This window comes from Gordonia sp. LMA167 (assembly GCF_058130025.1).
This window is the reverse complement of sequence record NZ_CM176708.1, coordinates 5,069,380-5,094,496: the sequence shown is the minus strand read 5'-3', so window position 1 is coordinate 5,094,496 and position 25,117 is coordinate 5,069,380. Positions and strand designations below refer to the sequence as shown.

Here is a 25,117-nt window from a genome sequence, read left to right as displayed (position 1 = left end):
TCAGCTGCTCCCGGGGTCGGTTTCGGCCGGCTCGCACAAGCCGGTCACCAGCAACCACTGTGCAGCGAAATAGCTTGCCAGGACCCATACCTCACTCAGCGCGGCGAGGCGGCGGTCCCGGATCAGGTGCCGTCGATTGATGATCGTCAGATCCGACAGCAGAAAGAGCCAACCGCCGGCCCGCATCGTCGGCTGTGGACGCGTGATCGCGGCGGCCGTCGCCGACATCAATGCCAGGGTGTTGCCGTAGGCGCCCAGCACCGGTAACAGCCGGGGGCGATGGACCGCGAGCACGCTCGCCGACTCGGCCAGGATCGCCGTACGCGTGAGCATTCCGGTTGGCGTCGGACGTGCACCGCGACGGATCATGGCGCCGGCCGAGCAGAGTTGTGCCCCCGCGAAGAGGGTGGCGCCGACCTGTAGATGTCGGTCCTTCTCGGCGGTGTCGTCGGCGAACTCCTCACCGAGCATGGCGCGATCACCGGCCACCGAGAATGCGATCGCACCGGCGATCAGCGCGTTGTCGATCGCTCTGCGACGTCGGAAGCCCTGTGCGGCATGGATGCCCAACAGGAGAAGTGGAACCGGTTTGGTGAACTCGGCCGGCCGACGCTGATGGAGGGCGCCGGCCGCCGTCGCCGCCGCCGCGGCCGCCACGTAGGCGAACGCTGTGGTGCGTCGCGTCAGTGCTCGGCGGCGGGGATCGGCGACCCTCACCTCGCCAGCCGCGAGACGAACCAACGGATGTCGGTGTCGGACAACGCTTCGGACTGCTGCTGGTTGATCGCCAGGTATGTGCGGGCGGTGACGCGGCGGTCGGCGGCCTGCGCGTCGTTGAGATAGCGCAGGGAGAGCGGCACGATGACGGTCTGGTCGAACAGGCTCTGAGTCATCATGACCGGTCGGGTGAACCCCTTGATCGGAATCATATGGGTACGGGAGACCGCGTCGAGGAGTGCCGTGTTGCCCGCCAGCGGTTGGCTGAACAGCGAGCCCAGCGATGTGCCCGCGATCTCGTCGGTCAGGTCGTCCGCACAGACCCCGGCAGCACGGTTGAGCCAGTCGATCCCACCCCGGGTGAGGTACGGATCCAGCTTGACACTCGGGTGGGCATTGCGAATCGCACTGAGCGTGAAAAGGATCTCCGCGGACACGCCGGCGGGCATCGTCCCGGTCGTCGGACCGAGGTTGCCGATCAGCGTGTCGAACTCTACGGGCACCGACGACGCCGCGGACCCACGATAGTCCAGGGTGGGCCCCTGATACCGGGTCGCCTGTCGGGCCAGTTCGATGGCCGCGGCCGCGCCCTGCCCTTCGCCGACGACCACCCATCGGCGGGCGAGGCCGCCGGCGACGTCACGGCCCGCGCGGACCGCGTCGACGATGTTGTGAGCCGTCGTATCGGTGTCGAAATACTCCGGCGTGCCCTGCGTTCCCAGTCCGGCGTAGTCGGGGATCACCACTGCGTACCCGCGATCGACCCATCGCCCGATCTCGGCGCTGTCGTCCTGGGTCGGGCGTGCGGACGGCGCGCACTGGTCGGCGATGCCGCGACTGCCGTGCGCCCACACCACGATCGGCCAGCCGCCCTTCGGTGCGCGCCCGCCCGGGACCTGGACAGCGCCGGTCGACAGCCGTGGGCGACCGTCGGTGCCGGTGCTCCAGTAGGTGAAGGCATCACCGGAACCGGCCCGCGGTACGAGGCGGTTCCTCGGCAGGTCGCGGTTGGCGAACACCGTCCCGGGTTGTGCGCCGGCGGGTGCCGCGACACCGGCGGCATCAGTGGCGGCCACGGGTGTCGGTGCCGCGGTCGCGACACCGACGCTTCCGCAGATCAGGGTGAGGGCCACCGGTAGGGCGGCGGCCGCGGATCGCGCCACCCGTCCGTGGCGAGCGAGGCGTCGGCGGGACGGAAAGGTCTGCATGGGGTCAGGTCCGGTTCGAGTGAAGGGAGAGGTCAGGCCTCGACGATGCCGACTGCGGGCAGGAAGTAACAGGTCCGGCCGCCGTTGGTCGCCGTCCCGTAGACCGCGGACAGCACGGTTCCGTTTCCGGTCTTGACCGGTGTGAGCCGGACTCCGGACAGCAACGGGATGAGCTTGAGAACGGGCGCGTTAGTCACGGGTTCGAGATCGGCGAATCCACCCTGCATCGTGCTGACATTGAACCAGGCCACCTGCATCTTGCCGTCCGAGGCGGTGCCGGCCTCGGCGGGCACGAACGCGTAGGCGGTCTGCCCGTCGTCGACCAGGTTGAGCTTCGGCATCGTGATGCCGAACAGCGCCTGAAGGGGCGCGAGGGGTTCGGTGGCCATCGGCCAGGGGCCCGGAACCGCGCCCGCACCGGCGGTGACGAGGCCGAGCGGGTTGTCGGCGGTCGGTGCGGCGCAGAAGGGTGCCACGGACGGGCTGAGTGGCTGTACGCCCAATGTGCGAAGAATCGCCATCGGGTCGGTCCCGGCGGCCGGGGCGGCGGCGCCGCGTGCGGCGACCTGATCGGCCGACAGTTGTCCGACGCTGGTGATGATCGCCTGCGCGGCGTCGAGCGCCATCCGGTCGACTCCGGCGTCCTTGAGCATCCGCACCGCGGCGGCCAGCTCACTGTCATAGGGGATGGCCGGGATGGTCAGCGTGTCCGGCGCGACCAGCGGTTCCGCGGCAGACATGGCCGGAGCGGACACCAACGGCCCACACAGTGCCACGGCGGCCGCCGCGGCGATGCCGGCGGCACCGGCCCGCAGTCGGTGCGGGCGACGGTTCGTGTGTGGCGCAGGGGTGCCGGACATGGCGTTCTCCTTCATTGACCGGGACCCGCCGGGGTGGGACCCCGCCGGTGTTACTTGTGTGGCAGATGTTGTTCAAGTTACAAGAGAGCACGATGTGGTGCCAATCGGCAAGTCGTGAGTCCTACCTGTGACGTCGCCGCGACCAGGAGGCGACCGGACGGCCGTTCTCTGGTCTTTGCGCAGGTCAAAGTGTGTTCTGGATCACGTTCCGATCAGGTTGCATCCGGGGAGCGCTGGGACGACAACACCCCCGGCCCGTGGCGGGCCGGGGGTGTCGTGCGGGCGATCGCGGAGCGCGATCAGACGATGGTGAAAGGCGATTGCGATCAGACGATGGCGATCAGACGATGGCGAGACCGATGGTCGGCACGATCGTGCAGGAGTTGATGCGCTTGTCGTTCTTCGTGGTGACGTCGCCGTAGATGGTCGAGATCACGCGTCCCTTGCCGGTTTTGGCGATGGCGGTGAAGGTTCCCGGGCCGTCCTTGACGTTGATCTTCGGATTGCGCTTCAGCTGGGTCTGGCCCGAACGACCGTTGTCGATGTTCAGCCAGGTCACCCACAGCTTGCGGTTCGGGTTGTTGATCGCGGGGCCGGTGCCCAGGCTGGTGTAGACGTAGCCTGCCTCTCCGCGCTTGGGGCCGGGCGCCGGAGCGTCCTGCGGGCCCGCGGTGAGCAGGGCCCGTCCCAGCGAGTTGCCTCCGGTTGGACTCCCGTTGCCGGGCATGCAGCCGAAACCGAGCGTCGGGTAGAGGAATTCCTGGATCTTCGGGGCGCCGGGCCCCTGTGGGATCTCCGGTTCACCCGGCTTGCGTTCGGCGGCCTTCTGGCGAACCAGTGCCACGCGTCCTGGCTCGCCGAGGAAGTCGATGACCTCCTGCCAGATCTCCTTGACCTGCGGCGGCAGGCCGGGCGTGGCTGCGAAGGACTTGGCCTGTTCGATGAGTTTCGGGCTGATCTTGCCGTCCGGGCCCTTGGTGGCGACCGCGCCGATGATCGCCGGTGCGAAGGCGCCCATCGAGTCGAGAACGTTCCGGTCGACCTTGAGGTTGCCGGGTGTGAACTGCTCGGCGGCGGGTGCGGGGGCGCCGTGGGCGACGGCGGGCAATCCCAGCGAGGTTGCGGCCGCGATGCTGATCGCCACCACCGCGGCGCGCCGTACTGGGCTGGCCGGGCGGTGAATTCGGCGGGAGCGCAGGCTCTGGAGTACAGGCAGACGCACTGTTTCCGGTCCAATCGGTCGTCGGTGTGGGCCGGTCGTGGCCACACACTCCGCGGTCAGTGACTCCGACGCCGGATCGGCGTCGCGCGTCATTCTATGCATGCCTCGATCGTGGGCACTGTCCAGGGAGCCTAACGCCCCAGGGTGTGACTCCTGAGGTTATTGATGCAATTGTTACTCATGGGATCGGCGCTGGCCCGGTCGTGCAGTGGCCGAGGAACTGGTTAGATCAACCCGTGGTGAGACGACGTGCGAGGGGAGCCCGGCGGATCGGGCACAGTGTCGGTATGCGTACGTACGTGACCCGAAGCGCCGTGGTGGTGGCCACCCTGGCGGCCCTCGCCACCTCTCTCGTCGGCTGCGGTGATGATTCGGAACCCGGGGCCGAGGTCACCTTGCTGACCCACGACTCCTTCACACTCCCGGACTCGGTCTTCGACACGTTCCGTCAGGAGACGGGTATGACGCTGAAGGTGGTCAAGTCCGGCGACGCGGGACAACTCGCGTCGACGGTGTCGCTCACACCCGGATCGCCGAAGGCGGACGCGGTCTACGGCATCGACAACACCTTCGCGTCGCGCCCGATCGACGCCGGTGCGCTGGAGCCGTATGCGTCGCCGCTCGCAGCGAACGGCGCTGCCGACTACGCGATCCCGGGATCGAACAACGAGTTGACGGCAGTCGATCGCGGCGACGTGTGCCTCAATGTCGACGACAACTGGTACGCCACCCACGACGAGCAACCACCGAAGAGCTTGCGGGATCTGCGTGACCCCAAGTATGCGGCGCAGACCGTGCTCCTCGATCCCGGTACGTCATCGCCCGGCCTGGCGTTCCTGCTCACCACCATAGGTGTCTTTCCCCAGGGGTGGCAGCAGTACTGGAAGACGGTGACCGACAACGGTGCCACCGTCGTGTCCGGATGGGAGATCGCATACAACCAGTTGTTCTCGGCCGGCGAGGGCAAGGGCGACAAACCGATTGTGCTCTCGTATGCGTCGTCGCCGGCGGCCACCCCGGGCACCTCAGCGCTGCTCGACAGTTGCTGGCGGCAGGTCGAGTACGTCGGCGTTCTCAAGGGCACCGACAACGCCGCGGGTGCGCGCAAGCTCGTCGACTTCATGCTCAGCCCCACCGTGCAGGCGGCGCTGCCCTCGTCGATGTATGTGTACCCGGTGCAGAAGGGAACCCCGTTGCCCGACGGCTGGGCGCAACGCGCGCCGGTGCCCTCGTGGACGGTCAGCCTGCCACCCGCGTACGTCGCGCAGAATCGGGAGATGTGGCTGCAGCAGTGGCGCGAGGCCGTCGGACGGTGACCGCCGGACGGCTGGGCGCACTCGCGCTGCGGGTCGTGCCGGCCGCGTTCATCCTGGTCTTCTTCATGTGGCCGCTCGGGGCGCTGGTGAAGCGGGCTGTCGACGTGCGCGCAGGCGTCGGGGTGGGCGAGTTGCTGCGACGAACCCATGCGCTGGATCTGTTGGGGTTCACCCTGTATCAGGCGGCGCTGTCGACCCTGCTCGCCGTGGTGGTCGCCGTGCCCATGGTCTGGTTGATCGCGCGGGTGAACGTGCCGGGCTCGATGCTGATCACGGTCATCGTGACGGTGCCGTTCGTCCTGCCCACCGTGGTGGTCGGTGTCGCGTTCCGGGCGTTGCTCGACGGCCCGCTGGCCTTCGCGGACATCAGTACCGGTCTGTGGCCGATCCTGCTGGCGCATGCCTTTCTCAACGTGGCGGTGATCGCCCGTGTCGTCGGCGCCGCGTGGCGGTCGCTGGATCCACGGCTCAGTGAGGCCGCCCAGACGCTCGGCGCGAGTCGGGCGCGGGCCTTCGTCGACGTGGTCGCACCCCGGCTCGTCCCGGCCGTCGGCGCGGCTGCTGCTCTCGTGTTCCTGTTCTGCTCCACGAGTTTCGGCGTGATCATCATTCTGGGCAACGGCGAGATCCGCACTCTGGAGACCGAAATCTACACGCAGGCGATCGGCTACTTCCGTATTCCTGAGGCCGTGGCGCTCTCCATGGTGCAGGTCGTCGTGGTCGTCGTGGCACTACTGCTCACCCGGGTGTTCTCCGAACCCGGCGGCGCCTCCGGTGCCCGACCGGCCGAGACCAGGTTCCGGCCGCATGGCCGTCAGTGGATTGCCGTGGGCGCCGCGCTGATCTGGACCGTCGTCGTGCTGGTGGGACCCATCGCGGTGCTGGCCGTCCGATCGGTGCGACCCGGTGCCGACGGCGCGTGGACTCTTGACGGCTATCGCGCCCTGTCGGAATCGGTGAACGGGGTGACGCCGCTGGCCACCTTGCGCTACTCACTCGGCACGGCGGCGTTGGCGATGGCCATCGCACTCGTGGTCGGCCTGCTCGCGGCCGTCGCGATGCACCGCTCCCGTGGAGTCTGGGCGGCCGCCGGAACCGTCGTCACGACCATTCCGCTCGGCGTCAGCGCGGTGACCCTGGGCTTCGGCTACCTCATCGTCCTGGCCGCCCTACCGTCCCGGATCGCGAGTTCGCCACTGGTCATCCCGTGCGTCCAGGCGTTGATCGCGATTCCGGTCGTCGTACGTATCGCAGTGCCCGCGCTGATGTCGGTGCCGGGGCGGCTGCGTCAGGCCGCGGCCACCCTCGGTGCGGGTCCGATGCGGGTCTTTCTCACCGTCGACCTGCCGTTGATCGGCCGATCGCTTTGTGCTGCAGGCGGTTTCGCTTTTGTCATGGCGCTCGGCGAGTTCGGTGCGACGAGCTTTCTGGCCCGCGCGGACACCACCACGCTGCCGGTGCTGATCGGTTCGGCGCTCAACCGGCCGGGCGCGGAGAACCTGGCCACCGCGATGGCCGCGTCGATGTTGCTGGTCGGGGTGACCATCCTCGCGGTCGTGGCCGTGGAACTGTTGCGACCACGGAGCGGAGCGGTGCTCTGACATGCTCGAGATCGATGGCGTGTCGGTCCGTTACGGGTCGACGGTGGTCCTCGAGGACCTGAGCTGGACGGTGGGTACATCCGGGTCGGTGGTGACCGCGCTCCTCGGGCCGTCGGGATGCGGCAAGTCGACCCTGATCCGGGCGGTGGCCGGGTTGGAACCGTTGAGCGGCGGAGCGATTCGGTTCGATGACGGCGATCTCGCCGAAGTTGCGGCACATCGTCGCGACTTCGGCGTCGTGTTCCAGGACGGTCAGCTGTTCCCCGGCCGGACCGTCGCATCGAACATCGCGTACGGACTGCGGATGCGACGATGGCCGCGATCCGAGATCCGTACGCGCGTAACGGAGATGCTCGACCTCGTCCGCCTGCCCGACTTCGGTACCCGGCGGGTGGACGAGCTGTCGGGAGGGCAGGCGCAGCGGGTCGCACTGGCCCGTGCGCTGGCCCCGCGGCCACGGTTGCTGCTGCTCGACGAACCGCTCGCGGCTCTGGATCGGCTGCTCCGTGACCAGCTGGCGACCGAGATCGGCGAGATCGTGCGGGCCGCGGACACCCCGACCGTGGTGGTGACCCACGATCACACCGAGGCCGCGCTGATGGCCGACACCATTTCCGTCATGCGGGGCGGGGAACTCGTGCAAACCGCTGTGCCGGAACGACTCTGGTCGCGTCCCGTCGACGAGTGGACCGCCCGGTTCCTCGGTGTGACGACGGTGATCGACGCCGAGATCGTCGGAGGTTCCGCCTCGACCGCCCTCGGCCACGTGTCCGTCGACCTGCCCGACGGGCGAATTCTGCTGGGACTGCGACCCGAGTCGGTGCGCGCAGAGGGCGGCGCTGCTCCGGTCCCGGCGGCTCCGGAACCGGCGGCTCTGAACCCCACGGCTCCGAACCCGACTGCACCGAACCCGACTGCTCCGGATCCGACTGCGGCCGGGATCGTCGCGATGGTCGCCGACCTGCCCAGTGGTCGGCGACTGCGGGTTCGGTCGGATGCCGGTGACGTGGACGCGGTCACCTCCGAGCCGGTCGCGATCGGTGACCGGGTGCACCTGAGGGTGGTGCCCGAGCGTGTGGCGGTGATCGGCCCATGAACGAGATCCGCTGCGAGCACGACCCGGTGCGGGATCCGCGCGTGGTCGTCGCGGGCGCCATCATCGACGGCGGTCGTCTGCTGTTGGCGCAGCGTCGCTACCCGGCCGAGGTCGCAGGTCTGTGGGAGTTGCCCGGCGGCAAGGTGGAACCGGGGGAGACCTGGGAGGCCGCGCTCACGCGGGAACTGACCGAGGAGATCGGTGTGACGGTGCGCGTCGGCGCCGCGCTGCGCGCGACGGTCCCGTTGCGGGCCGACCTCAGGCTGATCGCACTGCGTGCCCAGATCGTCGACGGCAGTCCACACCCGTCCGAGCACGAGGCGCTGCGCTGGGTCGATGCCGATGCACTGCGGGCACTCGCGGACGGCGGGCACCTGGTGCCTGCCGACACGGCGTGGGTCGCCGAACTCCTCGAGGACCTCGGGGGCTGACAGCGCGACCGGCGGGCCGGGTGGGCTACTGCTCGGGCGTCGACGGGGGCCGCAGTGCGGCCCGCTGAGCGGGTCACCCGACCGAGTGTGAAAGTATTGCCTCTGTACCCGGGCTGCCCTTTGGTCGCTGTGACGGCGATCTCACGAAGGATTCCGTTACGCTTGACCGGGCCGATCTCGGTCTGAGAATCCGATCCGAAAGACGAGTCAGTGAGCGCTGTCCACAATTTCCGCAACGTCGCGATCGTCGCGCACGTCGACCACGGCAAGACCACGCTGGTCGATGCGATGCTGCGCCAGTCCGGCGTCTTCGGCGAACGCGCCGAGCTCGTCGACCGCGTGATGGATTCCGGTGACCTCGAACGCGAGAAGGGCATCACCATCCTCGCGAAGAACACCGCCGTACACCGTCGTCAGCCCGACGGCACCGAGGTCGTCATCAACGTGATCGACACCCCCGGCCACGCCGACTTCGGCGGCGAGGTCGAGCGCGGCCTGTCGATGGTCGACGGCGTGGTCCTGCTGGTGGACGCATCAGAGGGCCCGCTGCCGCAGACGCGCTTCGTCATGCGCAAGGCGCTGGCGGCGTCCCTGCCGGTCATCCTCGTGGTGAACAAGACCGACCGCCCGGATGCTCGAATCCAAGAGGTCGTCGACGAGAGCCAGGATCTGCTCCTCGACCTGGCCTCCGATCTCGACGACGAAGCGGCCGCCGCGGCCGAGCTCGCGCTGGAACTGCCCGTGCTCTACGCCTCCGGCCGGGCCGGAATCGCCAGCCAGGAGCAGCCCGCCAACGGCGAGGTCCCGGCCGGCGAGAACCTCGACCCGTTCTTCGACGTCCTGCTCGAGCACGTGCCCGCCCCGAAGGGGGATCCCGAGGCTCCGCTGCAGGCGCATGTCACCAACCTCGACGCCTCGGCCTTCCTCGGTCGCCTCGCGCTGGTCCGCATCCACAACGGAACCATGCGCAAGGGTCAGCAGATCTCGTGGTGTCGTGAGGTCGACGGCGAGCCCGTGGTCGAGAAGGCCAAGATCACCGAACTCCTCGCCACCGTCGGCGTCGAGCGCGCACCGGCGGAGTCGGCCGCGGCCGGCGACATCGTGGCAGTCGCGGGCATGCCCGAGATCATGATCGGTGACACCCTCGCCGACCTCGACGACCCCAAGCCGCTCCCGCGGATCACCGTCGACGAGCCGGCGATCTCGGTGACCATCGGCACCAACTCGTCGCCGCTGGCCGGCAAGGTCTCCGGTCACAAGCTCACCGCGCGCATGGTCAAGTCGCGCCTGGATTCCGAACTGGTCGGCAACGTCTCGCTGCGGGTCCTCGACATCGGCCGTCCCGATGCCTGGGAGGTCCAGGGTCGTGGCGAGCTCGCGCTGGCCATCCTGGTCGAGCAGATGCGCCGCGAGGGCTTCGAGCTCACCGTCGGCAAACCCCAGGTGGTCACCCGCAAGGTCGACGGCAAGGTGCAGGAGCCGTTCGAGCACCTCACCGTCGACGTGCCCGAGGAGTATCTCGGCGCGGTCACCCAGTTACTCGCAGCCCGCAAGGGGCGCATGGAGCAGATGAACAATCACGGCACCGGCTGGGTCCGGATGGAGTTCATCGTGCCCTCGCGCGGTCTGATCGGGTTCCGCACCGACTTCCTCACCGAGACCCGTGGCACCGGCATCGCGAACGCCGTGTTCGACGGCTACGACTCGTGGGCCGGGGAGATCCGGGCGCGTCACACCGGTTCGCTGGTCAGCGACCGCACCGGTTCGGTGACACCCTTCGCGATGATCCAGCTCGCCGACCGTGGCACGTTCTTCGTCGAGCCCGGTGCCGACACCTACGAGGGCATGGTCGTGGGCATCAACCCGCGCGCCGAGGACCTCGACATCAACGTCACCCGTGAGAAGAAGCTCACCAACATGCGGCAGTCGTCCGCCGACGTGATGGAGACACTTGCCAAGCCCATGCAGCTCGAACTCGAGGGCGCGATGGAGTTCTGCGCTGCCGACGAGTGTGTCGAGGTGACTCCGGAGGTCGTGCGGGTGCGTAAGGTTCATCTCGACGCGTCGACCCGCGCCCGGGAACGGTCGCGGGCGAAAACGCGCGATCAGGCGGTCGGATAGGGCAGGGGAATGGCCGTGCCCGGGGTGGCTACGGGCGCATCGTGACCTTGGGGGTACATCTGGTGAGTCGTTGGCATGCGAGATCGATGTCGGCTCGGTTCACAGGGCTGCCGACGATCCGCCGTCACGGCCGGTTGGTCGCGCTCGTCGGAGCGCTCCTGCTGCTGGTCTCGGCATGCATGTCGAACCCGCCACCACCCGTGCGCGAGACGGCTCCACCACCGACACCCACCGAGTACCCGACGGAGAAGACGGTCTACGTCGCCACCGACTCGGTGGGCGGCGGATTCAACCCGCACATCGGAGCCGATCAGGGAATCGTCACCACCGCGGTGGCCGCCATGACACTGCCCAGTGCGTTCCGCCCGGTCGACACACCCGCAGGGGTCGTCTGGCAGCGTCAGGATGCGTTGATCACGTCGGCGTCGGTCACCTCGACGGATCCGTTCACCGTCACCTATCACATCCAGACCAACGCCCAGTGGTCCGACGGTCTGCCGGTCACCGGAGACGATTTCTCCTATCTGTGGCAGCAGATGTCACGCCAACCCAACGTGGTCGCCCCCGCCGGCTACCGCCTGATCGACTCGGTGCAATCCCGGTCCGGCGGCAAAGAGGTCCAGGTGACGTTCGCGCGCCCCTACCCGGCGTGGCGTGAGCTGTTCACCGACCTGCTGCCCAGCCACATCCTGCGCGGGGCGCCTGCGGGTTTCCAGACCGGCATGGACAGCGGAAAACCGTTGTCGGCCGGGCCGTTCGCGATCGTTTCCATCGACCAGACGCGTGACGAGGTGCGCCTGGTGCGCAACGACCGTTTCTGGATGAAGACGCCGACCCTCGATCAGGTGGTGCTGCGGCGGGCCGGGACGGCCTCACAGATGGTCGACTCCGTTCGTTCCGGTGATTCGGCGGTCACCGCCGTCCGGACCGGTCCTGCGACCACCGCCGAGCTCAGCGCGGTGCCCGGCCTGGCGACCCGACGCAACCCGACGTCGCGGGCACTGTCGATCAGCGTCAACGCGCGAACGTCGACGATGCGTTCGTTGCCGACGCGGCGTGCGATCCTGGGGATGATCGACCCGCAACTGGTGACCCTTGCCGGGGCCGGCGACGACAACGTCACCCCGTTCGCGAACACCGTCTTCGCGCCTACCGATCGTGGCTACTTCCCGGTGACCCGGACGCGACCATCGGCGGACACGATCGCCGCCCTGCTGGCCGACGAGGGCTACCAACGCGCCGCGCCGGAATCGGAGCCCCGCGCGTCCACCGCCGCGGGCGCATCGAGCAGTCCGACCGCATCGAGCAGTCCGACCGCATCGAGCCCGTCGACGACCGAATCGTCCTCGAGCGATCCCGGATCGGGAGCCGCCGACGGCGACGTCGCCGTCGAACCGCTGCCCACCGGGATCGCCCCATACCAGAAGGACGGCGAGGACCTCACCGTCCGCGTCGGGGCCATCAGCGGTGACCCGCGGTCGACGTCGGCCGCGGCGAACATCGTCGACCAGTTGCGCGGGCAGGGAGTCCGGGCTGCGGTGGTGGCGCTGCCCAACAGTGAGCTCTACGGCGTCGCGCTGACGAACGCGCGGGTCGACCTCGTCATCGGATGGCAGGGCCTCGGGGTACCGCCGGCCGCCGCGCTGGCCAGCCAGGTCGACTGCGACCAGCCCAAGCCGGGGACGGCCCCCTCGCTGTCCACTCCGCCCACGCCGGCCAGCGTCGCGCCCGGACAGGTCGGAGCCAACGACGACAGCTATGCCAGCAACGTGTCCGGTATCTGCGATCCCGAGCTGATCGGACTGGCGCGCGACGCGCTGTCGGCGGCCGATCCCATCCCGCAGCTGACCGCCGCCGAACCGTTGCTGGCGGCACAGTTCGTCTATCTGCCCGTCTACCAGGACAGCATGTTCGTCGGCGTGACCGACAAGGTGGCGAACGTCCCGCTGTCCGGGCCGATCCAGGTCGCGATCTTCGGCGACACCGTGGCGTGGGAGCAGCGATGACCAACACCGATCGACGCCTGCTCCTGCTGCACGCGCACCCCGACGACGAGACGATCATGACCGGCGGCACGATCGCCCGGTACCTCGCCGAAGGGGTCGATGTCCGGGTCCTGACCTTCACGCTCGGTGAAGAAGGTGAGGTCATCGGTGACGAATGGGCGCAACTGGCCGCGGACGGCGGCGCCGACCAGCTGGGCGGGTACCGAATTCTGGAACTGAGTCGGGCGCTGGCCGCACTGACACCGTCGGGCCGCGAGGCGCTGCGCCCGCGCTTTCTCGGAGGAGCGGGTCACTGGCGTGATTCGGGGATGGCAGGTGCGCCGTCGGCCGAGCACCCGCGCGCGCTCGTACAAGCGGCTTTCGCCGACCTGGTCGCCACGCTCGTCGACGAGATCGTGGATTTCGCGCCGCAGGTCATCGTCACCTACGACAACGCGGGCACCTACGGTCATCCCGACCACAAGCTCGTCCACGAGTCGACGGTGGCTGCGGTGCCGCTCGTGCGTGACCGCCTCGGCGGTGGGGAAGTTCCCGGTCCGAAGGTCTACGAGTCGGTCACCGAACGGTCCGCACTCGAGGCCGGGCTGGTGGCTGCGCGCCCGCGGGTGCCCAGCGGCTGGCGACTGCCCGACGTGGCCGAACTGCCCAGCCATCCCGACACCGCGGTGACCACCGAGATCGACATCGCGCCGTACCTCGGTCGGAAGGCGGCCGCGCTCGCTGCGCACGCCACCCAGGTGACGGTCTCCGGCTCCCGAACCGAGTACGCGTTGTCGAACAACATCCTGCAGCCGATCTTCGACCGGGAACACTTCATCCTCACCTCCGAGCCGGCCCATCCTGCGGTTCCGGGCCGCCGGGAGACCGACTTGTTCGCCGGAGTGTCGTGATGCGAGTCATCGACCGAGCCCTGCTGGTGTTCCTGATCATCGACGGCTTCGTGATCGGCGTGATGTCCGTCGCCTTCGCCTACCTGCGTTTCGGCGGGATCGCGATACCGCTGGCCGCGCTGATCGCAGGTGTCGTCAACTGCGTCCTGCTCTGGCTGGCCGCCTGCATCACCGACGGGCCGGTGCGATACCTGCCGCTGCTGGCCTGGCTGCTCGCCCTCGTCGTCGGGGCCCTGCCCGGTCCCGGCGGTGATGTGGTGCTGGTACCCGATGGGGTGTTGATGCTCCCGACCTTGGCGTTGCTGGCGATCGGCGCAGGTCTCCCGGCCGCGCTGGTGTGGTCGGGCCGGTTGCCGATGCCCGACGATGCCTGACCCCGTGACGACGCCGACATCGGGGGCCCGTCGGTCCGGCCGCGCGTGCGGTTAGAGTGAGGGAATGGTCCTGCGGGAGTGGGCTCAGGACGCGCACGCCGCGGTGGAGGAAGCCCGGGAAGCACTGCGTCATGTCTCCGACGACCCGTCCTCGCTCGGCGACGACGAGTGGGTGGCGCTGTTGGGCTCGTCCGGCGCCGAACTCGACGAACTCTGCGCGCTGGCCGACGGAGCCCGGCGACGGGTCATCGGCGGCGACACCCTGACGTTCGTCGTCAATCGTAATCTCGACACCGCGGTGGTCGGTGGCGGCGACGCGGTGCCCTCGCCGGCGGACCTCGTCGCCGAGGCGTGGCGGCTCGGGGCGACCGAGATCTGTCTGCAGGGGCCGCTGCCCGCCGACGCGCCGAGCGATGGATATCTGCGCCTCGTCCGGACCATCCACGATGCGGCGCCGGGCATGCACCTGCACGCCTTCCGACCCCCCGAGGTGCGTGATGCGGCGGCGCGGATGGGTATCCCGATCGCCGACTTCCTGAGTCGTGCCCACGATGCCGGCCTCGGATCGGTGCCGGGCACGGCCGCGCAGGTTCTCGACGACGAGGTCCGGTCCCGCCTCACCGAGGGTGGCGCACCCCCGATCGAGGACTGGATCGACTCGATCGAGACCGCCCACCGGGTGGGACTGTTCTCCACCGCGACACTTCTGTACGGTCACGTCGAGACTCCCCGGCACCAGGTCGCCCATCTGCGGCTGCTCAACGAGATCCAGAGCCGTACCGGTGGTTTCAGTGAGCTGATCCTGATGCCGCTGCTGCCGGCCAATGCGGCGCCGCACCTCGCCGACGTCGCCACCGCGACCGTGTCGCGACGGGAAACGCGTGCGCTGCACGCCGTGGCCCGACTCCTCACGCTGGGGCGGTTCGATCACCTGCAGGTGGCGTGGACCAAACACGACCGGGACACCACCGAGCAACTGCTGGGCGGGGGAGTCGACGACATCGGAGGCCTGCTCATCGACGGCGAACTGATGCCAACCGCGGGCCAGGAGGCCGGCCACGTCCTCGAGATCGACGAACTCGTCGACCTTGCGGCGCGCGCGGGACGTACACTGCGCCAACGCAACACCGATTATTCCGATCCCTCGCCCGACCGCCTGCTCCAGATCCCACAGGTGCGTCCATGATCGCCCGCCCGTCAGCGGCTGCACTCGAGGTGGACGTCGCGATCGTGGGCGCCGGATTTGCCGGGATCGGCATGGCCACCCGGCTGGCCCGGCGTGATCGCGAGTCCTTCGTCGTCCTCGAGCGTGCGGATGCCGTCGGGGGCACCTGGCGGGACAACACGTATCCCGGGATCGCCTGCGACATCCCGGCCCATCTCTATTCGTTCTCCTTTCGGCCACCATGGGATTGGGAGACCCTCTACCCGCGCGGCGCCGACATCCAGCGCTATCTTCAGCAGACCGTGCAGGACGAGGGGCTCACGCCACACATCCGGCTCGGCTGTGAACTCGAGCAGGCTCGATGGGACGAGTCCGTGTCCCGGTGGCATCTGGCCACCGGATCGGGGCCCGTGTCCGCCCGGGTTCTGGTGATGGCGGTCGGTCGACTGTCCGAGCCGCACTTCCCCGAGGTCGATGGGATCGAATCCTTCACCGGCACAGTCGTTCACACCGCGCAATGGCGTGACGACCTGCTCTCCGGCGGCGAGCGGATCGGCGTCGTCGGTACCGGTGCGTCCGCGGTCCAGGTCATCCCGCACCTCGCCGAGGGTGCCGAGGAGCTCGTCGTGTTCTCGCGCACACCGCCCTACGTCGTTCCCCGCGACGATCGGGTGATCTCCGAAGAGGAGCGCGCCGAGTTGCGCATCCCGGAGAACGCGGACTCGCTGCGCGACCGGATGCTGGTCGACGCCGACAAGGCGTTCCGGCAACGACTCGGCCTGCATCCCGACATCGACGTGATCCGTGACCGCGCCCTGGGTCATCTCCGCGACCAGATCAGCAGCCCGGCATTGCGCACCGCGCTGACCCCCGACTACGAGATCGGCTGCAAGCGAATCCTGCTCAGCGACGACTTCTACCCGGCGCTGCAACGTCCCAACGTGGTCTTCGAGGCGAGCGCCCTGGAATCGGTGGTCGAGTGCAAGGCGCGGGCGATGAGCGGCCAGACCTACGACCTGGACGTGTTGGTGATGGCGACCGGGTTCCAGGCCGGCCGACCGCCGGCGGCGGTGCGGATACGGGGTCGTGGTGACCGCGTACTGGCCGAGCACTGGTCCGACGGCATGGTGTCGTACGCCTCCACGGCCGTGAGCGGGTTCCCGAACATGTTCGTGCTCGACGGTCCCAATGCCGCGCTCGGCCACAACTCCGCGATCTACATGATCGAGACACAGCTCGACTACGTTCTCGGTGCACTGGACTACCTGGGCGACAGCGGAAGTCGGTCTCTCGAGGTGTCGGCTGCGGCAGAGGCGGCCTACACCAGGGAGATCGACGAACGCAGCGCCTCGACGGTGTGGCTGACCGGATGTGACAGTTGGTATGTGGACCCCGGCAGCGGACGGCTCACCCTGCTGTGGCCGGGCACCGCGGCGTCGTTCCGAGAACGCAATGGTGCCTTCGACCCACAGCCGTACCTGGTCGTACCGCGACGCCCCGACCCGAAGGATCAGCACGGATGACCGATGCCGTATCGACCGCGTCCGCACTGGCGGCGGCGCGATCCGGAGAACAACTCGACACCGCGCAGGCGACCGCCCTGCTCGCCGCTTCCGGCGACGATCTGCTCGAGCTGCAGGCGATTGCCGGCCCGGTCCGCGACGCCGGTCTGGCCGAGGTGGGCCGGGCGCGGCAGATCACCTACTCCCGCAAGGTGTTCATCCCGTTGACCCGACTGTGCCGTGACCGCTGCCACTACTGCACCTTCGTCACCGTGCCGGGCAAACTCGCCCGCGACGGGCACGGGATGTACCTGGAGATCGACGAGGTGCTCGAGATCGCCCGCGAGGGCGCACTTCTCGGTTGCAAAGAGGCGCTGTTCACCCTCGGCGACCGACCCGAGGCGCGGTGGGCGCAGGCGGGTGACTGGCTCGCGGCGCGCGGCTACGCCTCCACATTGGAGTACGTTCGCGCGGCGGCGGTGGCGGTACTCGAGGAGACCGGCCTGCTCCCGCATCTCAACCCGGGAGTCATGAGCGCCGAGGAGATGCGGCGCCTCCGTCCGGTCGCGCCGTCGATGGGGATGATGCTGGAGACCACCTCGCGGCGGCTGTTCACCGAGAAGGGCCAACCTCACTACGGTAGCCCCGACAAAGATCCGACGGTTCGGCTGCAGGTACTGGAAGATGCCGGTGCCGAACGGATTCCGTTCACCACCGGAATCCTGGTTGGTATCGGCGAGTCGCTGGTCGAACGCGCCGAGTCCCTCCTGTCGATCGCGGACGTGCACCGCAGGCACGGCCACATCCAGGAGGTCATCGTGCAGAACTTCCGCGCCAAGCCGGACACGGCGATGCGCGGGAACCCGGACGCCGAGATGACCGAGTTCCTCGCGGCCGTCGCGGTGGCGCGCGTCGTGCTGGGACCGCACATGCGGGTGCAGGCGCCACCGAACCTGGTGTCCGCCGAGGAATGCGCGGCGCTCATCGCGTCGGGTATCGACGACTGGGGTGGGGTCTCGCCGTTGACGCCCGATCACGTCAATCCCGAGCGCCCCTGGCCCAACCTCGACGCGCTCGCCGAGATCACCGCGGCGACCGGCCACACGCTGACCGAGCGCATCACGGCGCAGCCCCCGTACGTTCTCGGCCGGACAGAATGGATCGATCCGTCACTGGCCGATCACGTCGGCGCCGTCGCCGACCCGGCGACCGGCCTGGCCGCAGCAGTGATCCCGCAGGGACGTCCCTGGCCCGCGGTCGCCTGACCCGCCGACACAACCCCAGATTCCACCCACAGAACCCGACCTCGCGCCGACAGAACCCCAGATCCCGCCGACAGAACCCCAGATCCCGCCGACAGAACCCGACCTCGCGCCGACAGAACCCCAGATTCCACCGACAGAACCCGACCTCGCGCCGACAGAACCCCAGATCCCGCCGACAGAACCCGACCTCGCGCCGACAGAACCCGAGTTCGCGCCGACAGAACCCGACCTCGCGCCGACAGAACCCGAGTACGCGCCGAGAGAACCCGGCGCGGGTCAGGAAATAGCGGTGGGCAACGCCCGGAGCGCTTCGTAGCCGCCCACCACATCGGTGGCGCGGTGCAGACCGAGTTGCTGCAGCGAGGCCGCGGCCAGGCTCGAGGTGTACCCCTGTGAGCACAGGATGATCCACCGCACGTCATGATCGACGGCCTCCGGTACCCGGGCATCGCTCGCCGGGTCACACCGCCATTCGAGGACATTGCGTTCGATGACCAGTGCTCCGTCAGCCTCACCCTCGGCGGCGCGCTGGGCGGCCGGTCGGATGTCGACGAGGACGCCACCCGCGGCCACCTCTGCCGCGACCGCGGCAGCGTCGAGACGTACCAGTCGGTCACGCGCTTCGAGAAGCAGATCGTCGATGGTCGGCATCAGGGTCACTCCGGTTCGTCGGTCAGTTCGGTGCGGGTGCGTCGCAGCGTGTGATGGTCGGTCACCGCGTAATAGGACATCGCCGTCAGCGGCGGGGAGTACGCGTGCACACTCAACGTCGGCGTCACGGGTTCGGCCAGGGTATCGGTCGATGCCGAGGGCGTGACGGTCAGCGAATCATGTCGTTGCACATCATGTACCCAGCCCAGCGGAAACGAGGCCTGATCACCCGCGGTCAGGATACGCAGTGTCAGGTCGTGGCCGGTCCACCGATACTCGCGTAGCGCGCCGCTCAGAACAGTCAGGGCGCCCAGTGACCCGGCGTGATCGTGCAGTTCGGTCGACCGGTCCGGCGTCCAGCTGATGAGCCACAGATCGAGATCGTCGTCCGACTCCAGTCGGGTCGCCCAACGTTCGACCGGATCCCATCGGTGTGGGAGCAGATCGTCATAGGCACCGTCGATGACGTCGGCGACGCCCTGGTCGGTGATACGGAGCAGATCGGCCGGGCGCAGCCGCGTCGGCAGGTTCGCGGTACGGGCCTGGGTCGGATCGAACCGGGGGTGGTGAGAATCCGGACGTCGCAACGTGGTGGTCATGGGGTCCTTCGAGTGGGGTCAACGGGGACGGTGTCAGGTCGGACGGCCCGGACACATCGCGCTGCGGACCCCACCGATGGGTGCGTGTTCTCTCACGTGTCCCAGGTTCGCTGCACGATCCCGCGACGTCGAGAGTTCGACGCCGGCTGATCACAACCTCGGTCCGGCAGTGTGATCCCCGTTACGCCCTGCCGGGCGAATGGGGGCGGGGGTCGGTGACCTCTTCGGGCGCCCGATACTCTTGGGGGCGGACTGCTGTGCAACCGACCCGATGATCGGGGGTCGCCGCGTGGTTCGAGACGAGGCGCGACCAGCCCACGCGCCGTGCCGACAGCGACGCCGCGGCAGCGATCGCGGGAGGCCAGCGAGTTTGCAGCGAAGGAGAGTGTGGTGACGTACATCATCGCGGAGCCCTGTGTGGATGTTCTGGACAGGGCCTGCGTCGAGGAATGCCCGGTGGATTGCATCTACGAGGGTGGCCGGATGCTCTACATCCAGCCCGACGAGTGCGTCGACTGCGGAGCCTGCGAGCCCGTGTGCCCGGTGGAGGCGATCTTCTACGAGGATGATGTGCCCGACGAGTGGGAACCGTACGTCAGCGCCAACGCCGACTTCTTCGACGATCTGGGGTCGCCGGGCGGCGCCAGCAAGGTCGGAAAGACCGAACACGATCCTGCGTTCATCAAGGGCCTGCCCCCGATGAACGAAGAGGAATGATCTCCGGCCAGTGAACACGCCTGGGTTTGCGACACGTCGCCGGGTCAGCGCCATCCTCCCCGATTTCCCTTGGGACACCATCGGAGCGGCCCGGACACGTGCGACCGCACATCGCGGCGGCATCGTCGACCTGTCGGTCGGGACTCCGGTCGACCCGGTCGATCCGATTATCCGTGACGCTCTGGCCGCATCATCGGAGTTCCCCGGCTACCCGACGACGATCGGTACCACCGAACTGCGGGAATCCGTGGTTGCCGCCATGGAACGACGCTACGGTGCGTCAGGTCTCGACGAATCGGGAGTGCTGCCGGTCATCGGGACCAAGGAGGCGATCGCCGGGATCGTGTCGACGCTCGGCATCGGTGCCGGCGACGTCGTGGTGATTCCCGAGATCGCCTATCCCACATACGAGGTCGGCGCACTCCTGGCGGGCGCGACGCCGGTCCGGGCCGACTCGACCGTGCAGTTGGGCCCGACGTCTCCGGCGCTCGTCTTCCTCAACTCGCCGTCGAACCCCACCGGCAAGGTGCTCGGCGCCGACCACCTGCGCAAGGTGATCGCGTGGGCCCGCGAGCGCGGCGCGATCGTGGTGTCCGACGAGTGCTATCTGGGTCTCACCTGGGAGGGCGAAGCATATTCGATCCTCGATCCGCGTGTGAGCGACGGTGACCACACGGGCCTGATAGCGGTGCATTCGCTGTCCAAGGTGTCGAACCTGGCGTCCTACCGCGCGGGATTCCTCGCCGGCGACCGGGAACTGATCGCCGAACTGCTCGCGGTCCGCAAGCACGCCGGGATGATCGTCCCATTCCCCATCCAGGGTGCGATGGTGGCCGCGCTCGACGACGATGTCCACGCGGACGCTCAGCGCGAGCGCTACCGGGCCCGGCGTGCGCTGTTGCTCGACGCGGTCGGCGACGCCGGGTTCCGTGTCGATCATTCCGAGGCCGGCCTGTACCTGTGGGCCACCCGCGACGAGGACAGCCGGACCACTCTCGACTGGCTTGCCGAACGCGGCATCCTGGTGGCCCCGGGCGACTTCTACGGTCCAGCCGGATCACGCCACGTCCGTATGGCGCTCACCGCGACCGACGAGCGAATCGCCGCCGCCGCCGAGCGGTTGCGCGGCTAGCGACTCGCCGGCGGCGACTCAGTTCTTGTGCAGTGCCTCGTTCAGAGCGATGCCGTCACCCTTCCATCCGACGACCTCGACGGCCCCGGTGAGGCTGTTGCGGCGGAACAGCAGGTTCGACTGCCCGGCCAGCTCGCGGGCCTTGACCGACGAGCCATCCGGTCCGGTGACCTTGGTACCGGCGGTCACGTACAGGCCCGCCTCGATCACGCAGTCGTCGCCGAGGGGGATGCCGCAGCCCGAATTCGCGCCCAGCAGACAGCGCTTGCCGAGGGAGATGATCTCCTTGCCGCCGCCGGACAGCGTGCCCATGGTGGAGGCGCCACCGCCGATGTCCGAACCGTCGCCGACGACGACGCCCGCGGAGATCCGCCCCTCGACCATCGAGGATCCGAGAGTGCCCGCGTTGTAGTTGACGAATCCCTCGTGCATGACGGTGGTACCCGGCGCGAGGTGTGCGCCGAGGCGCACCCGATCCGCGTCGCCGATGCGTACGCCGCCGGGCAGGACGTAGTCGACCATGCGCGGGAACTTGTCCACGCTGTAGACGGTGACGGGGCCGCGGGCGCGCAGTCGCGCGCGGGTGGACTCGAAACCGTCGATGGGGCAGGGGCCGTGATTGGTCCAGACGACGTTGGTCAGCAGACCGAAGATGCCTTCGAGGTTCGTCGAATGCGGGGTCACGAGTCGGTGCGAGAGCAGGTGTAGACGTAGGTACACGTCGTAGGCATCGGTCGGCGCGGCCGACAGGTCGGAGATCGAGGTGCGCACGGCGACGGTTTTGACGCCGCGTGCGGCGTCGGTACCGACGAGGTCGCGCAGCTCACTCGGGACGCCGTCATCGTCGAGCGTGACGGTCTCCGACATGGTGGGACTGTTCAGCTCGGGCTCGGGAAACCACACGTCGAGGACCACGCCCGGGTCGGCGGACCCCCCGTTGGTCACCGTGGCAATACCGGTTGCGAAAGCGCCATTAGTCGTCACGGGAGGACAGCCTACCGGGATGGTGGATACTCGATGCCATGACCGTCTCGCCCGGTTCCGAGACGATGGGACGGGTGGCCGACGGTGCACCCGTCTATCGGGAACGTCGGCTCGCCGACGTGGCAGGCACTCTGTGGGCCACCCGGCACGATGCCGGTTGCGTGCTGGTCCTGCCCGATGGCTGTATGGACCTCATCTGGACCGGCAGTCGGCTCCTGGTCGCCGGGCCCGACACACGGCCGCACCCTTATCGGTCGGAGGTGGCCGAGCAGATGGTCGGTCTCCGGCTCGATCCCGGCGTCGCGCCCGGTGTGCTCGGTGTGCCCGCCGAGGAACTCCGCGATCGGCGCGTGGAGCTGGCCGACCTGTGGCCGCACGGGCAGGCTCGGCGCTGGGCGGAGATGATGGCCGACGCCGACGATCCATCCGTCGTCCTCCACCGGTTGGCGGGGCTACGCCGATGGGAGCGTCCGGCGTGGCTCGCGCCGGTGGCCTCGGCGTTGACCGACGGCATCAGTGTGGACGACTGTGCCGACCGGGTCGGGGTGTCGCCTCGCACACTCCACCGCCACTCGGTCCGCTACTTCGGGTATGGGCCCAAGACGTTGCAGAGGATTCTGCGGCTGCGGGCCGCGATGGCGGATCTGGCAGCCGGACAGGACATCTCAGCGGTCGCGTACCGCCGCAACTTTGCCGATCACCCGCACATGCATCGGGAGTTCCTCGAGCTCGCCGGCCGCGGACCGGCGACCTTCGTGCTCTGATCGACCGGTGCCTCAGCCGAGCGCGCAGTAGAGGTCGACGGGATTGCCGTCCGGATCGAGGACGACGGCGTAACGCTGGCCCCAGACGGCGTCGAAGGGGTCGAGCTGGGACCGGTGGCCCGCCGCGACGAGTCGTCGGTGCTGTGCGTCGACGTCGGCGGGTGTCGCGCATTCGAACGCCAGCGCCATGCGATGCCCGCCGGTCGGCTCGGACCAATCCGGGGTGAACGATGACACCACGTCGCGGGTGTCGAACATGATGCGCATCGCGCCGACAGATGTTTCGGCGTGCGGGGCCTCCTCGGCTCCGTCGGGAAACGTCAGGCCGCAGAGCCGGTAGAACGCGACGGCGCCGGCCATGTCGGCCGTGACGATGGACAGGGCGTTGAGAGTGGGTCGTGGACCGTTGTCGGAACTCATGGCGCCGACGCTAGTAGGCGATCATCGTGTCGTCTTGAATGTTTCGGACAACCTGTCAATGGAGCGCTCGCGGGCCCGGCAGCCCTGCGGCCATCTGGGCTGCGGCATGGGCGTCGGCGAGGAAGCGGTCGGCGTTGTCGCGGGTGATCGCGGATCCCGCACCGCAGTACGAGCAGTGGACCGTGTAGGTTCCGTGCCCCATCGGGACGATGGGCAGGAAGAACAGGGTGAACCATGTCCTGGTCCGAAACAGGCGTTCGGCTACGGGCGCGCGACAGAATGCGCACGGGAAGAACAGTGCGGCCAGTAATGCCGAGGTTCGACGTGAACCGAAGATGATCATGGGTTTCCTTCCCCGAGGCCTGTTGATCCTAAGGCGGGGCTTGCGGGTCGACCCCGCCTTGTCATCCGCGTGATCGACGTGCGTGTGTCCGAGCCGGGCAGATCACCCGCGTTCCCCCGGATAGGTGTGCGAGACCGTGGTATCTCGTCCAACGTGGGGTCAGTTGGCGAACACGCAGTCGACCGCGGCCTCGAGGACGGTAGATTGGGCGATGCTTCTGTCGGCGATGGTCAGGAGGCCACATGATCCGCGGCATGCACGGCATGTTCTATTCGTCCGAGGCGGCGGCGCTTCGTGACTTCATCAAGGACAAACTCGCTCTGCCCGCGAACGACACCGGGGGCGGTTGGCTCATCTTCGACGCGCCCGAGGCCGATCTCGGTGTCCATCCGACCGACGAGAACGGCCCGCCGTCGGGGACCGCGGACATCTCGTTCTACTGCGACCAGATCGAACAGACCGTCGCGGACCTGAAGGGCCGTGGCGTCGAGTTCATCGATGAGATCGCCGACCACGGATACGGTCTCGTCACCCATTTCACGGTGCCGGGTGATTTCACCGTCCAGCTGTACGAACCCAGATACGAGAAGTGATCGGCGCGCATCGGGCGCTACGGTGAACAGATGACCGCCACCGACCTCGACCTGCACGGCGACCCCGTCGAACTGACCGCGGCGCTCGTCGACATCGAGAGCGAGTCGCGCAACGAGACCGCCATCGCCGACGCTGTCGAAGCCGCCCTGCGTTCCCAGACAACCGGTTTCGAGATCATCAGGCACGGCAACCGCGTCCTCGCCCGTACCGATCGCGGGTGTGCCAGCCGCGTGGTCCTCGCCGGACACCTCGACACGGTGCCGGTGGCGGGCAACCTCCCGCATCGCCGCACCACCGAGCCCGACGACGGCGAGGTGCTGCACGGGTGCGGCACGGTCGACATGAAGTCCGGGGATGCTGTGTTCCTCCATCTCGCCGCGACGATGGCCGAACCGGCGCACGACCTGACCCTGATCTTCTACGACTGCGAGGAGATCGCGGCGAAATACAACGGTCTCGGTGTGATCGAGCGCGAGTTGCCGCAGTGGCTGACCGGCGACGTCGCGATCCTCGGGGAACCGACCTCGGGCCTGATCGAGGCCGGGTGCCAGGGCACTCTGCGGGTCCGGATCTCGGCGAGCGGCGTGCGGGCACATTCGGCCCGATCCTGGATGGGCGACAACGCGATCCACAAACTGGGCGGGGTGCTGACCACATTGTCGGCCTATGATCCGCGCACCGTCGACATCGACGGCTGCGAGTATCGGGAAGGGCTGTCGGCGGTGGCCGTCGCCGGGGGCGTCGCCGGCAACGTCGTACCCGACGAAGCCTACGTCGACGTCAACTTCCGGTTCGCGCCGGATCGTGACGTCGAGCAGGCGACCGATCATGTTCGCGAGGTGTTCGCCGCTCATCTCGACGGTGGCGAACTGGGGTTCGACGTCACCGACGCCGCGGCCGGAGCGCTTCCGGGACTGGCGAATCCGGCGGCAGCAGCACTGGTCGAGGCGGCCGCCGGCAGGTTTCGCGCCAAGTTCGGGTGGACCGACGTCTCGCGGTTCTCGGCACTAGGCATTCCGGCGGTGAATCTCGGTCCCGGGAATCCGAGTCTGGCCCATCGCGTCGACGAGCGCGTCCCGGTCGAACAGATCGGTCAGGTCGCCGACCTGCTCCGGTCGTTTCTCTCGGGGTAGTGGACT

Annotated in this window: 25 protein-coding genes; 16 read left to right on the top strand and 9 right to left on the bottom strand. The window is 68.5% G+C overall.

Features of this window, described 5'->3' with window-relative positions; all coding sequences use genetic code 11:
• From ACVT6V_RS23170 to ACVT6V_RS23155, 4 genes are all read right to left on the bottom strand, one after another.
• Complete coding sequence (locus ACVT6V_RS23170) at window positions 1–717, bottom strand: lysoplasmalogenase family protein (protein WP_489896439.1); 717 nt, start codon at window positions 715–717, stop codon at window positions 1–3.
• Window positions 714–1,925: a lipase family protein gene (locus ACVT6V_RS23165; protein ID WP_489896438.1), complete on the bottom strand. Its 1,212-nt coding sequence runs from the start codon at window positions 1,923–1,925 to the stop codon at window positions 714–716. Before ACVT6V_RS23165 ends, ACVT6V_RS23170 begins: the two co-directional genes overlap by 4 nt.
• 32 nt (window positions 1,926–1,957) lie before the next feature.
• Complete coding sequence (locus ACVT6V_RS23160) at window positions 1,958–2,785, bottom strand: hypothetical protein (RefSeq protein ID WP_489896437.1); 828 nt, start codon at window positions 2,783–2,785, stop codon at window positions 1,958–1,960.
• A gap of 340 nt (window positions 2,786–3,125) precedes the next feature.
• A complete protein-coding gene (locus ACVT6V_RS23155) occupies window positions 3,126–4,109 on the bottom strand; it encodes an Rv1157c family protein (RefSeq protein ID WP_489896436.1) in 984 nt (327 codons plus the stop codon).
• A gap of 185 nt (window positions 4,110–4,294) precedes the next feature.
• Here ACVT6V_RS23155 and ACVT6V_RS23150 point away from each other — a divergent pair, with 185 nt between their 5' ends.
• From ACVT6V_RS23150 to cofG, 11 genes are all read left to right on the top strand, one after another.
• The gene (locus tag ACVT6V_RS23150; protein WP_489896435.1) at window positions 4,295–5,323 is read left to right on the top strand and encodes a thiamine ABC transporter substrate-binding protein; all 1,029 of its coding nucleotides are present in this window, start codon (window positions 4,295–4,297) and stop codon (window positions 5,321–5,323) included.
• Window positions 5,287–6,924: an ABC transporter permease gene (locus tag ACVT6V_RS23145; protein WP_489896434.1), complete on the top strand. Its 1,638-nt coding sequence runs from the start codon at window positions 5,287–5,289 to the stop codon at window positions 6,922–6,924. Before ACVT6V_RS23150 ends, ACVT6V_RS23145 begins: the two co-directional genes overlap by 37 nt.
• A 1-nt stretch (window position 6,925) precedes the next feature.
• The gene (locus tag ACVT6V_RS23140) at window positions 6,926–8,020 is read left to right on the top strand and encodes an ABC transporter ATP-binding protein (protein WP_489896433.1); all 1,095 of its coding nucleotides are present in this window, start codon (window positions 6,926–6,928) and stop codon (window positions 8,018–8,020) included.
• Entirely contained in the window at window positions 8,017–8,451 is a 435-nt protein-coding gene (locus tag ACVT6V_RS23135; RefSeq protein WP_489896432.1) for a (deoxy)nucleoside triphosphate pyrophosphohydrolase, read from the top strand. Before ACVT6V_RS23140 ends, ACVT6V_RS23135 begins: the two co-directional genes overlap by 4 nt.
• Before the next feature lie 210 nt (window positions 8,452–8,661).
• Complete coding sequence (gene typA, locus ACVT6V_RS23130) at window positions 8,662–10,572, top strand: translational GTPase TypA (RefSeq protein WP_489896431.1); 1,911 nt, start codon at window positions 8,662–8,664, stop codon at window positions 10,570–10,572.
• Window positions 10,573–10,658: 86 nt separating this feature from the next.
• Window positions 10,659–12,578 (top strand): ABC transporter family substrate-binding protein, encoded by a 1,920-nt coding sequence (locus tag ACVT6V_RS23125; protein ID WP_489896430.1) that lies wholly within the window; start codon window positions 10,659–10,661, stop codon window positions 12,576–12,578.
• Entirely contained in the window at window positions 12,575–13,468 is an 894-nt protein-coding gene (gene mshB, locus ACVT6V_RS23120; protein WP_489896429.1) for an N-acetyl-1-D-myo-inositol-2-amino-2-deoxy-alpha-D-glucopyranoside deacetylase, read from the top strand. Before ACVT6V_RS23125 ends, mshB begins: the two co-directional genes overlap by 4 nt.
• Window positions 13,468–13,842: a facilitated glucose transporter gene (locus ACVT6V_RS23115; protein WP_489896428.1), complete on the top strand. Its 375-nt coding sequence runs from the start codon at window positions 13,468–13,470 to the stop codon at window positions 13,840–13,842. Before mshB ends, ACVT6V_RS23115 begins: the two co-directional genes overlap by 1 nt.
• A 64-nt stretch (window positions 13,843–13,906) precedes the next feature.
• The gene (locus ACVT6V_RS23110; protein WP_489896427.1) at window positions 13,907–15,028 is read left to right on the top strand and encodes an FO synthase; all 1,122 of its coding nucleotides are present in this window, start codon (window positions 13,907–13,909) and stop codon (window positions 15,026–15,028) included.
• On the top strand, window positions 15,025–16,530 hold the full coding sequence (locus ACVT6V_RS23105; protein WP_489896426.1) for a flavin-containing monooxygenase: 1,506 nt from the start codon (window positions 15,025–15,027) through the stop codon (window positions 16,528–16,530). The genes ACVT6V_RS23110 and ACVT6V_RS23105 overlap by 4 nt, the downstream gene beginning before the upstream one ends.
• A complete protein-coding gene (gene cofG / locus ACVT6V_RS23100) occupies window positions 16,527–17,774 on the top strand; it encodes a 7,8-didemethyl-8-hydroxy-5-deazariboflavin synthase CofG (RefSeq protein ID WP_489896425.1) in 1,248 nt (415 codons plus the stop codon). Before ACVT6V_RS23105 ends, cofG begins: the two co-directional genes overlap by 4 nt.
• A gap of 276 nt (window positions 17,775–18,050) precedes the next feature.
• Here the strand turns inward: cofG and ACVT6V_RS23095 are convergent, their stop codons facing one another.
• Together ACVT6V_RS23095 and ACVT6V_RS23090 are read right to left on the bottom strand one after the other, a co-directional pair.
• Window positions 18,051–18,425 (bottom strand): rhodanese-like domain-containing protein, encoded by a 375-nt coding sequence (locus ACVT6V_RS23095; protein ID WP_489896424.1) that lies wholly within the window; start codon window positions 18,423–18,425, stop codon window positions 18,051–18,053.
• A gap of 5 nt (window positions 18,426–18,430) precedes the next feature.
• Window positions 18,431–19,024 (bottom strand): cupin domain-containing protein, encoded by a 594-nt coding sequence (locus ACVT6V_RS23090; protein WP_489896423.1) that lies wholly within the window; start codon window positions 19,022–19,024, stop codon window positions 18,431–18,433.
• Between the two features lie 387 nt (window positions 19,025–19,411).
• On the opposite strand from ACVT6V_RS23090, the gene fdxA reads away from it, so the two are divergent.
• Window positions 19,412–19,741 (top strand): ferredoxin, encoded by a 330-nt coding sequence (gene fdxA / locus ACVT6V_RS23085; RefSeq protein WP_489896422.1) that lies wholly within the window; start codon window positions 19,412–19,414, stop codon window positions 19,739–19,741.
• A 10-nt stretch (window positions 19,742–19,751) separates the two neighbouring features.
• On the top strand, window positions 19,752–20,873 hold the full coding sequence (dapC, locus tag ACVT6V_RS23080) for a succinyldiaminopimelate transaminase (RefSeq protein ID WP_489896421.1): 1,122 nt from the start codon (window positions 19,752–19,754) through the stop codon (window positions 20,871–20,873).
• A gap of 18 nt (window positions 20,874–20,891) precedes the next feature.
• On the opposite strand, the gene dapD is transcribed toward dapC, so the two are convergent.
• The gene (gene dapD, locus ACVT6V_RS23075) at window positions 20,892–21,857 is read right to left on the bottom strand and encodes a 2,3,4,5-tetrahydropyridine-2,6-dicarboxylate N-succinyltransferase (protein WP_489896420.1); all 966 of its coding nucleotides are present in this window, start codon (window positions 21,855–21,857) and stop codon (window positions 20,892–20,894) included.
• 38 nt (window positions 21,858–21,895) lie between these two features.
• Here dapD and ACVT6V_RS23070 point away from each other — a divergent pair, with 38 nt between their 5' ends.
• A complete protein-coding gene (locus ACVT6V_RS23070; RefSeq protein ID WP_489896419.1) occupies window positions 21,896–22,621 on the top strand; it encodes a helix-turn-helix transcriptional regulator in 726 nt (241 codons plus the stop codon).
• A gap of 12 nt (window positions 22,622–22,633) precedes the next feature.
• Here the strand turns inward: ACVT6V_RS23070 and ACVT6V_RS23065 are convergent, their stop codons facing one another.
• The gene (locus ACVT6V_RS23065; RefSeq protein WP_489896418.1) at window positions 22,634–23,041 is read right to left on the bottom strand and encodes a VOC family protein; all 408 of its coding nucleotides are present in this window, start codon (window positions 23,039–23,041) and stop codon (window positions 22,634–22,636) included.
• Window positions 23,042–23,096: 55 nt separating this feature from the next.
• Entirely contained in the window at window positions 23,097–23,384 is a 288-nt protein-coding gene (locus ACVT6V_RS23060) for a zinc-ribbon domain-containing protein (RefSeq protein ID WP_489896417.1), read from the bottom strand.
• Window positions 23,385–23,626: 242 nt separating this feature from the next.
• Between ACVT6V_RS23060 and ACVT6V_RS23055 the strand changes: the two genes are divergently transcribed.
• Window positions 23,627–23,977, top strand: a complete 351-nt coding sequence (locus ACVT6V_RS23055; RefSeq protein ID WP_489896416.1) for a VOC family protein — start codon at window positions 23,627–23,629, stop codon at window positions 23,975–23,977.
• A 30-nt stretch (window positions 23,978–24,007) separates the two neighbouring features.
• Complete coding sequence (dapE, locus tag ACVT6V_RS23050) at window positions 24,008–25,111, top strand: succinyl-diaminopimelate desuccinylase (protein ID WP_489896415.1); 1,104 nt, start codon at window positions 24,008–24,010, stop codon at window positions 25,109–25,111.
• Window positions 25,112–25,117: the final 6 nt, after the last annotated feature.

Coding starts and splice junctions, on each gene's coding strand:
- ACVT6V_RS23165 (WP_489896438.1), bottom strand. CDS start 1,925: ATGCAGACCTTTCCGTCCCGCCGACGCCTCGCTCGCCACGGACGGGTG.
- ACVT6V_RS23160 (WP_489896437.1), bottom strand. CDS start 2,785: ATGTCCGGCACCCCTGCGCCACACACGAACCGTCGCCCGCACCGACTG.
- ACVT6V_RS23155 (WP_489896436.1), bottom strand. CDS start 4,109: ATGCATAGAATGACGCGCGACGCCGATCCGGCGTCGGAGTCACTGACC.
- ACVT6V_RS23150 (WP_489896435.1), top strand. CDS start 4,295: ATGCGTACGTACGTGACCCGAAGCGCCGTGGTGGTGGCCACCCTGGCG.
- ACVT6V_RS23140 (WP_489896433.1), top strand. CDS start 6,926: ATGCTCGAGATCGATGGCGTGTCGGTCCGTTACGGGTCGACGGTGGTC.
- ACVT6V_RS23135 (WP_489896432.1), top strand. CDS start 8,017: ATGAACGAGATCCGCTGCGAGCACGACCCGGTGCGGGATCCGCGCGTG.
- ACVT6V_RS23125 (WP_489896430.1), top strand. CDS start 10,659: ATGTCGGCTCGGTTCACAGGGCTGCCGACGATCCGCCGTCACGGCCGG.
- mshB (WP_489896429.1), top strand. CDS start 12,575: ATGACCAACACCGATCGACGCCTGCTCCTGCTGCACGCGCACCCCGAC.
- ACVT6V_RS23115 (WP_489896428.1), top strand. CDS start 13,468: ATGCGAGTCATCGACCGAGCCCTGCTGGTGTTCCTGATCATCGACGGC.
- ACVT6V_RS23110 (WP_489896427.1), top strand. CDS start 13,907: ATGGTCCTGCGGGAGTGGGCTCAGGACGCGCACGCCGCGGTGGAGGAA.
- ACVT6V_RS23105 (WP_489896426.1), top strand. CDS start 15,025: ATGATCGCCCGCCCGTCAGCGGCTGCACTCGAGGTGGACGTCGCGATC.
- cofG (WP_489896425.1), top strand. CDS start 16,527: ATGACCGATGCCGTATCGACCGCGTCCGCACTGGCGGCGGCGCGATCC.
- ACVT6V_RS23095 (WP_489896424.1), bottom strand. CDS start 18,425: ATGCCGACCATCGACGATCTGCTTCTCGAAGCGCGTGACCGACTGGTA.
- ACVT6V_RS23090 (WP_489896423.1), bottom strand. CDS start 19,024: ATGACCACCACGTTGCGACGTCCGGATTCTCACCACCCCCGGTTCGAT.
- ACVT6V_RS23070 (WP_489896419.1), top strand. CDS start 21,896: ATGACCGTCTCGCCCGGTTCCGAGACGATGGGACGGGTGGCCGACGGT.
- ACVT6V_RS23065 (WP_489896418.1), bottom strand. CDS start 23,041: ATGAGTTCCGACAACGGTCCACGACCCACTCTCAACGCCCTGTCCATC.
- ACVT6V_RS23060 (WP_489896417.1), bottom strand. CDS start 23,384: ATGATCATCTTCGGTTCACGTCGAACCTCGGCATTACTGGCCGCACTG.
- ACVT6V_RS23055 (WP_489896416.1), top strand. CDS start 23,627: ATGATCCGCGGCATGCACGGCATGTTCTATTCGTCCGAGGCGGCGGCG.
- dapE (WP_489896415.1), top strand. CDS start 24,008: ATGACCGCCACCGACCTCGACCTGCACGGCGACCCCGTCGAACTGACC.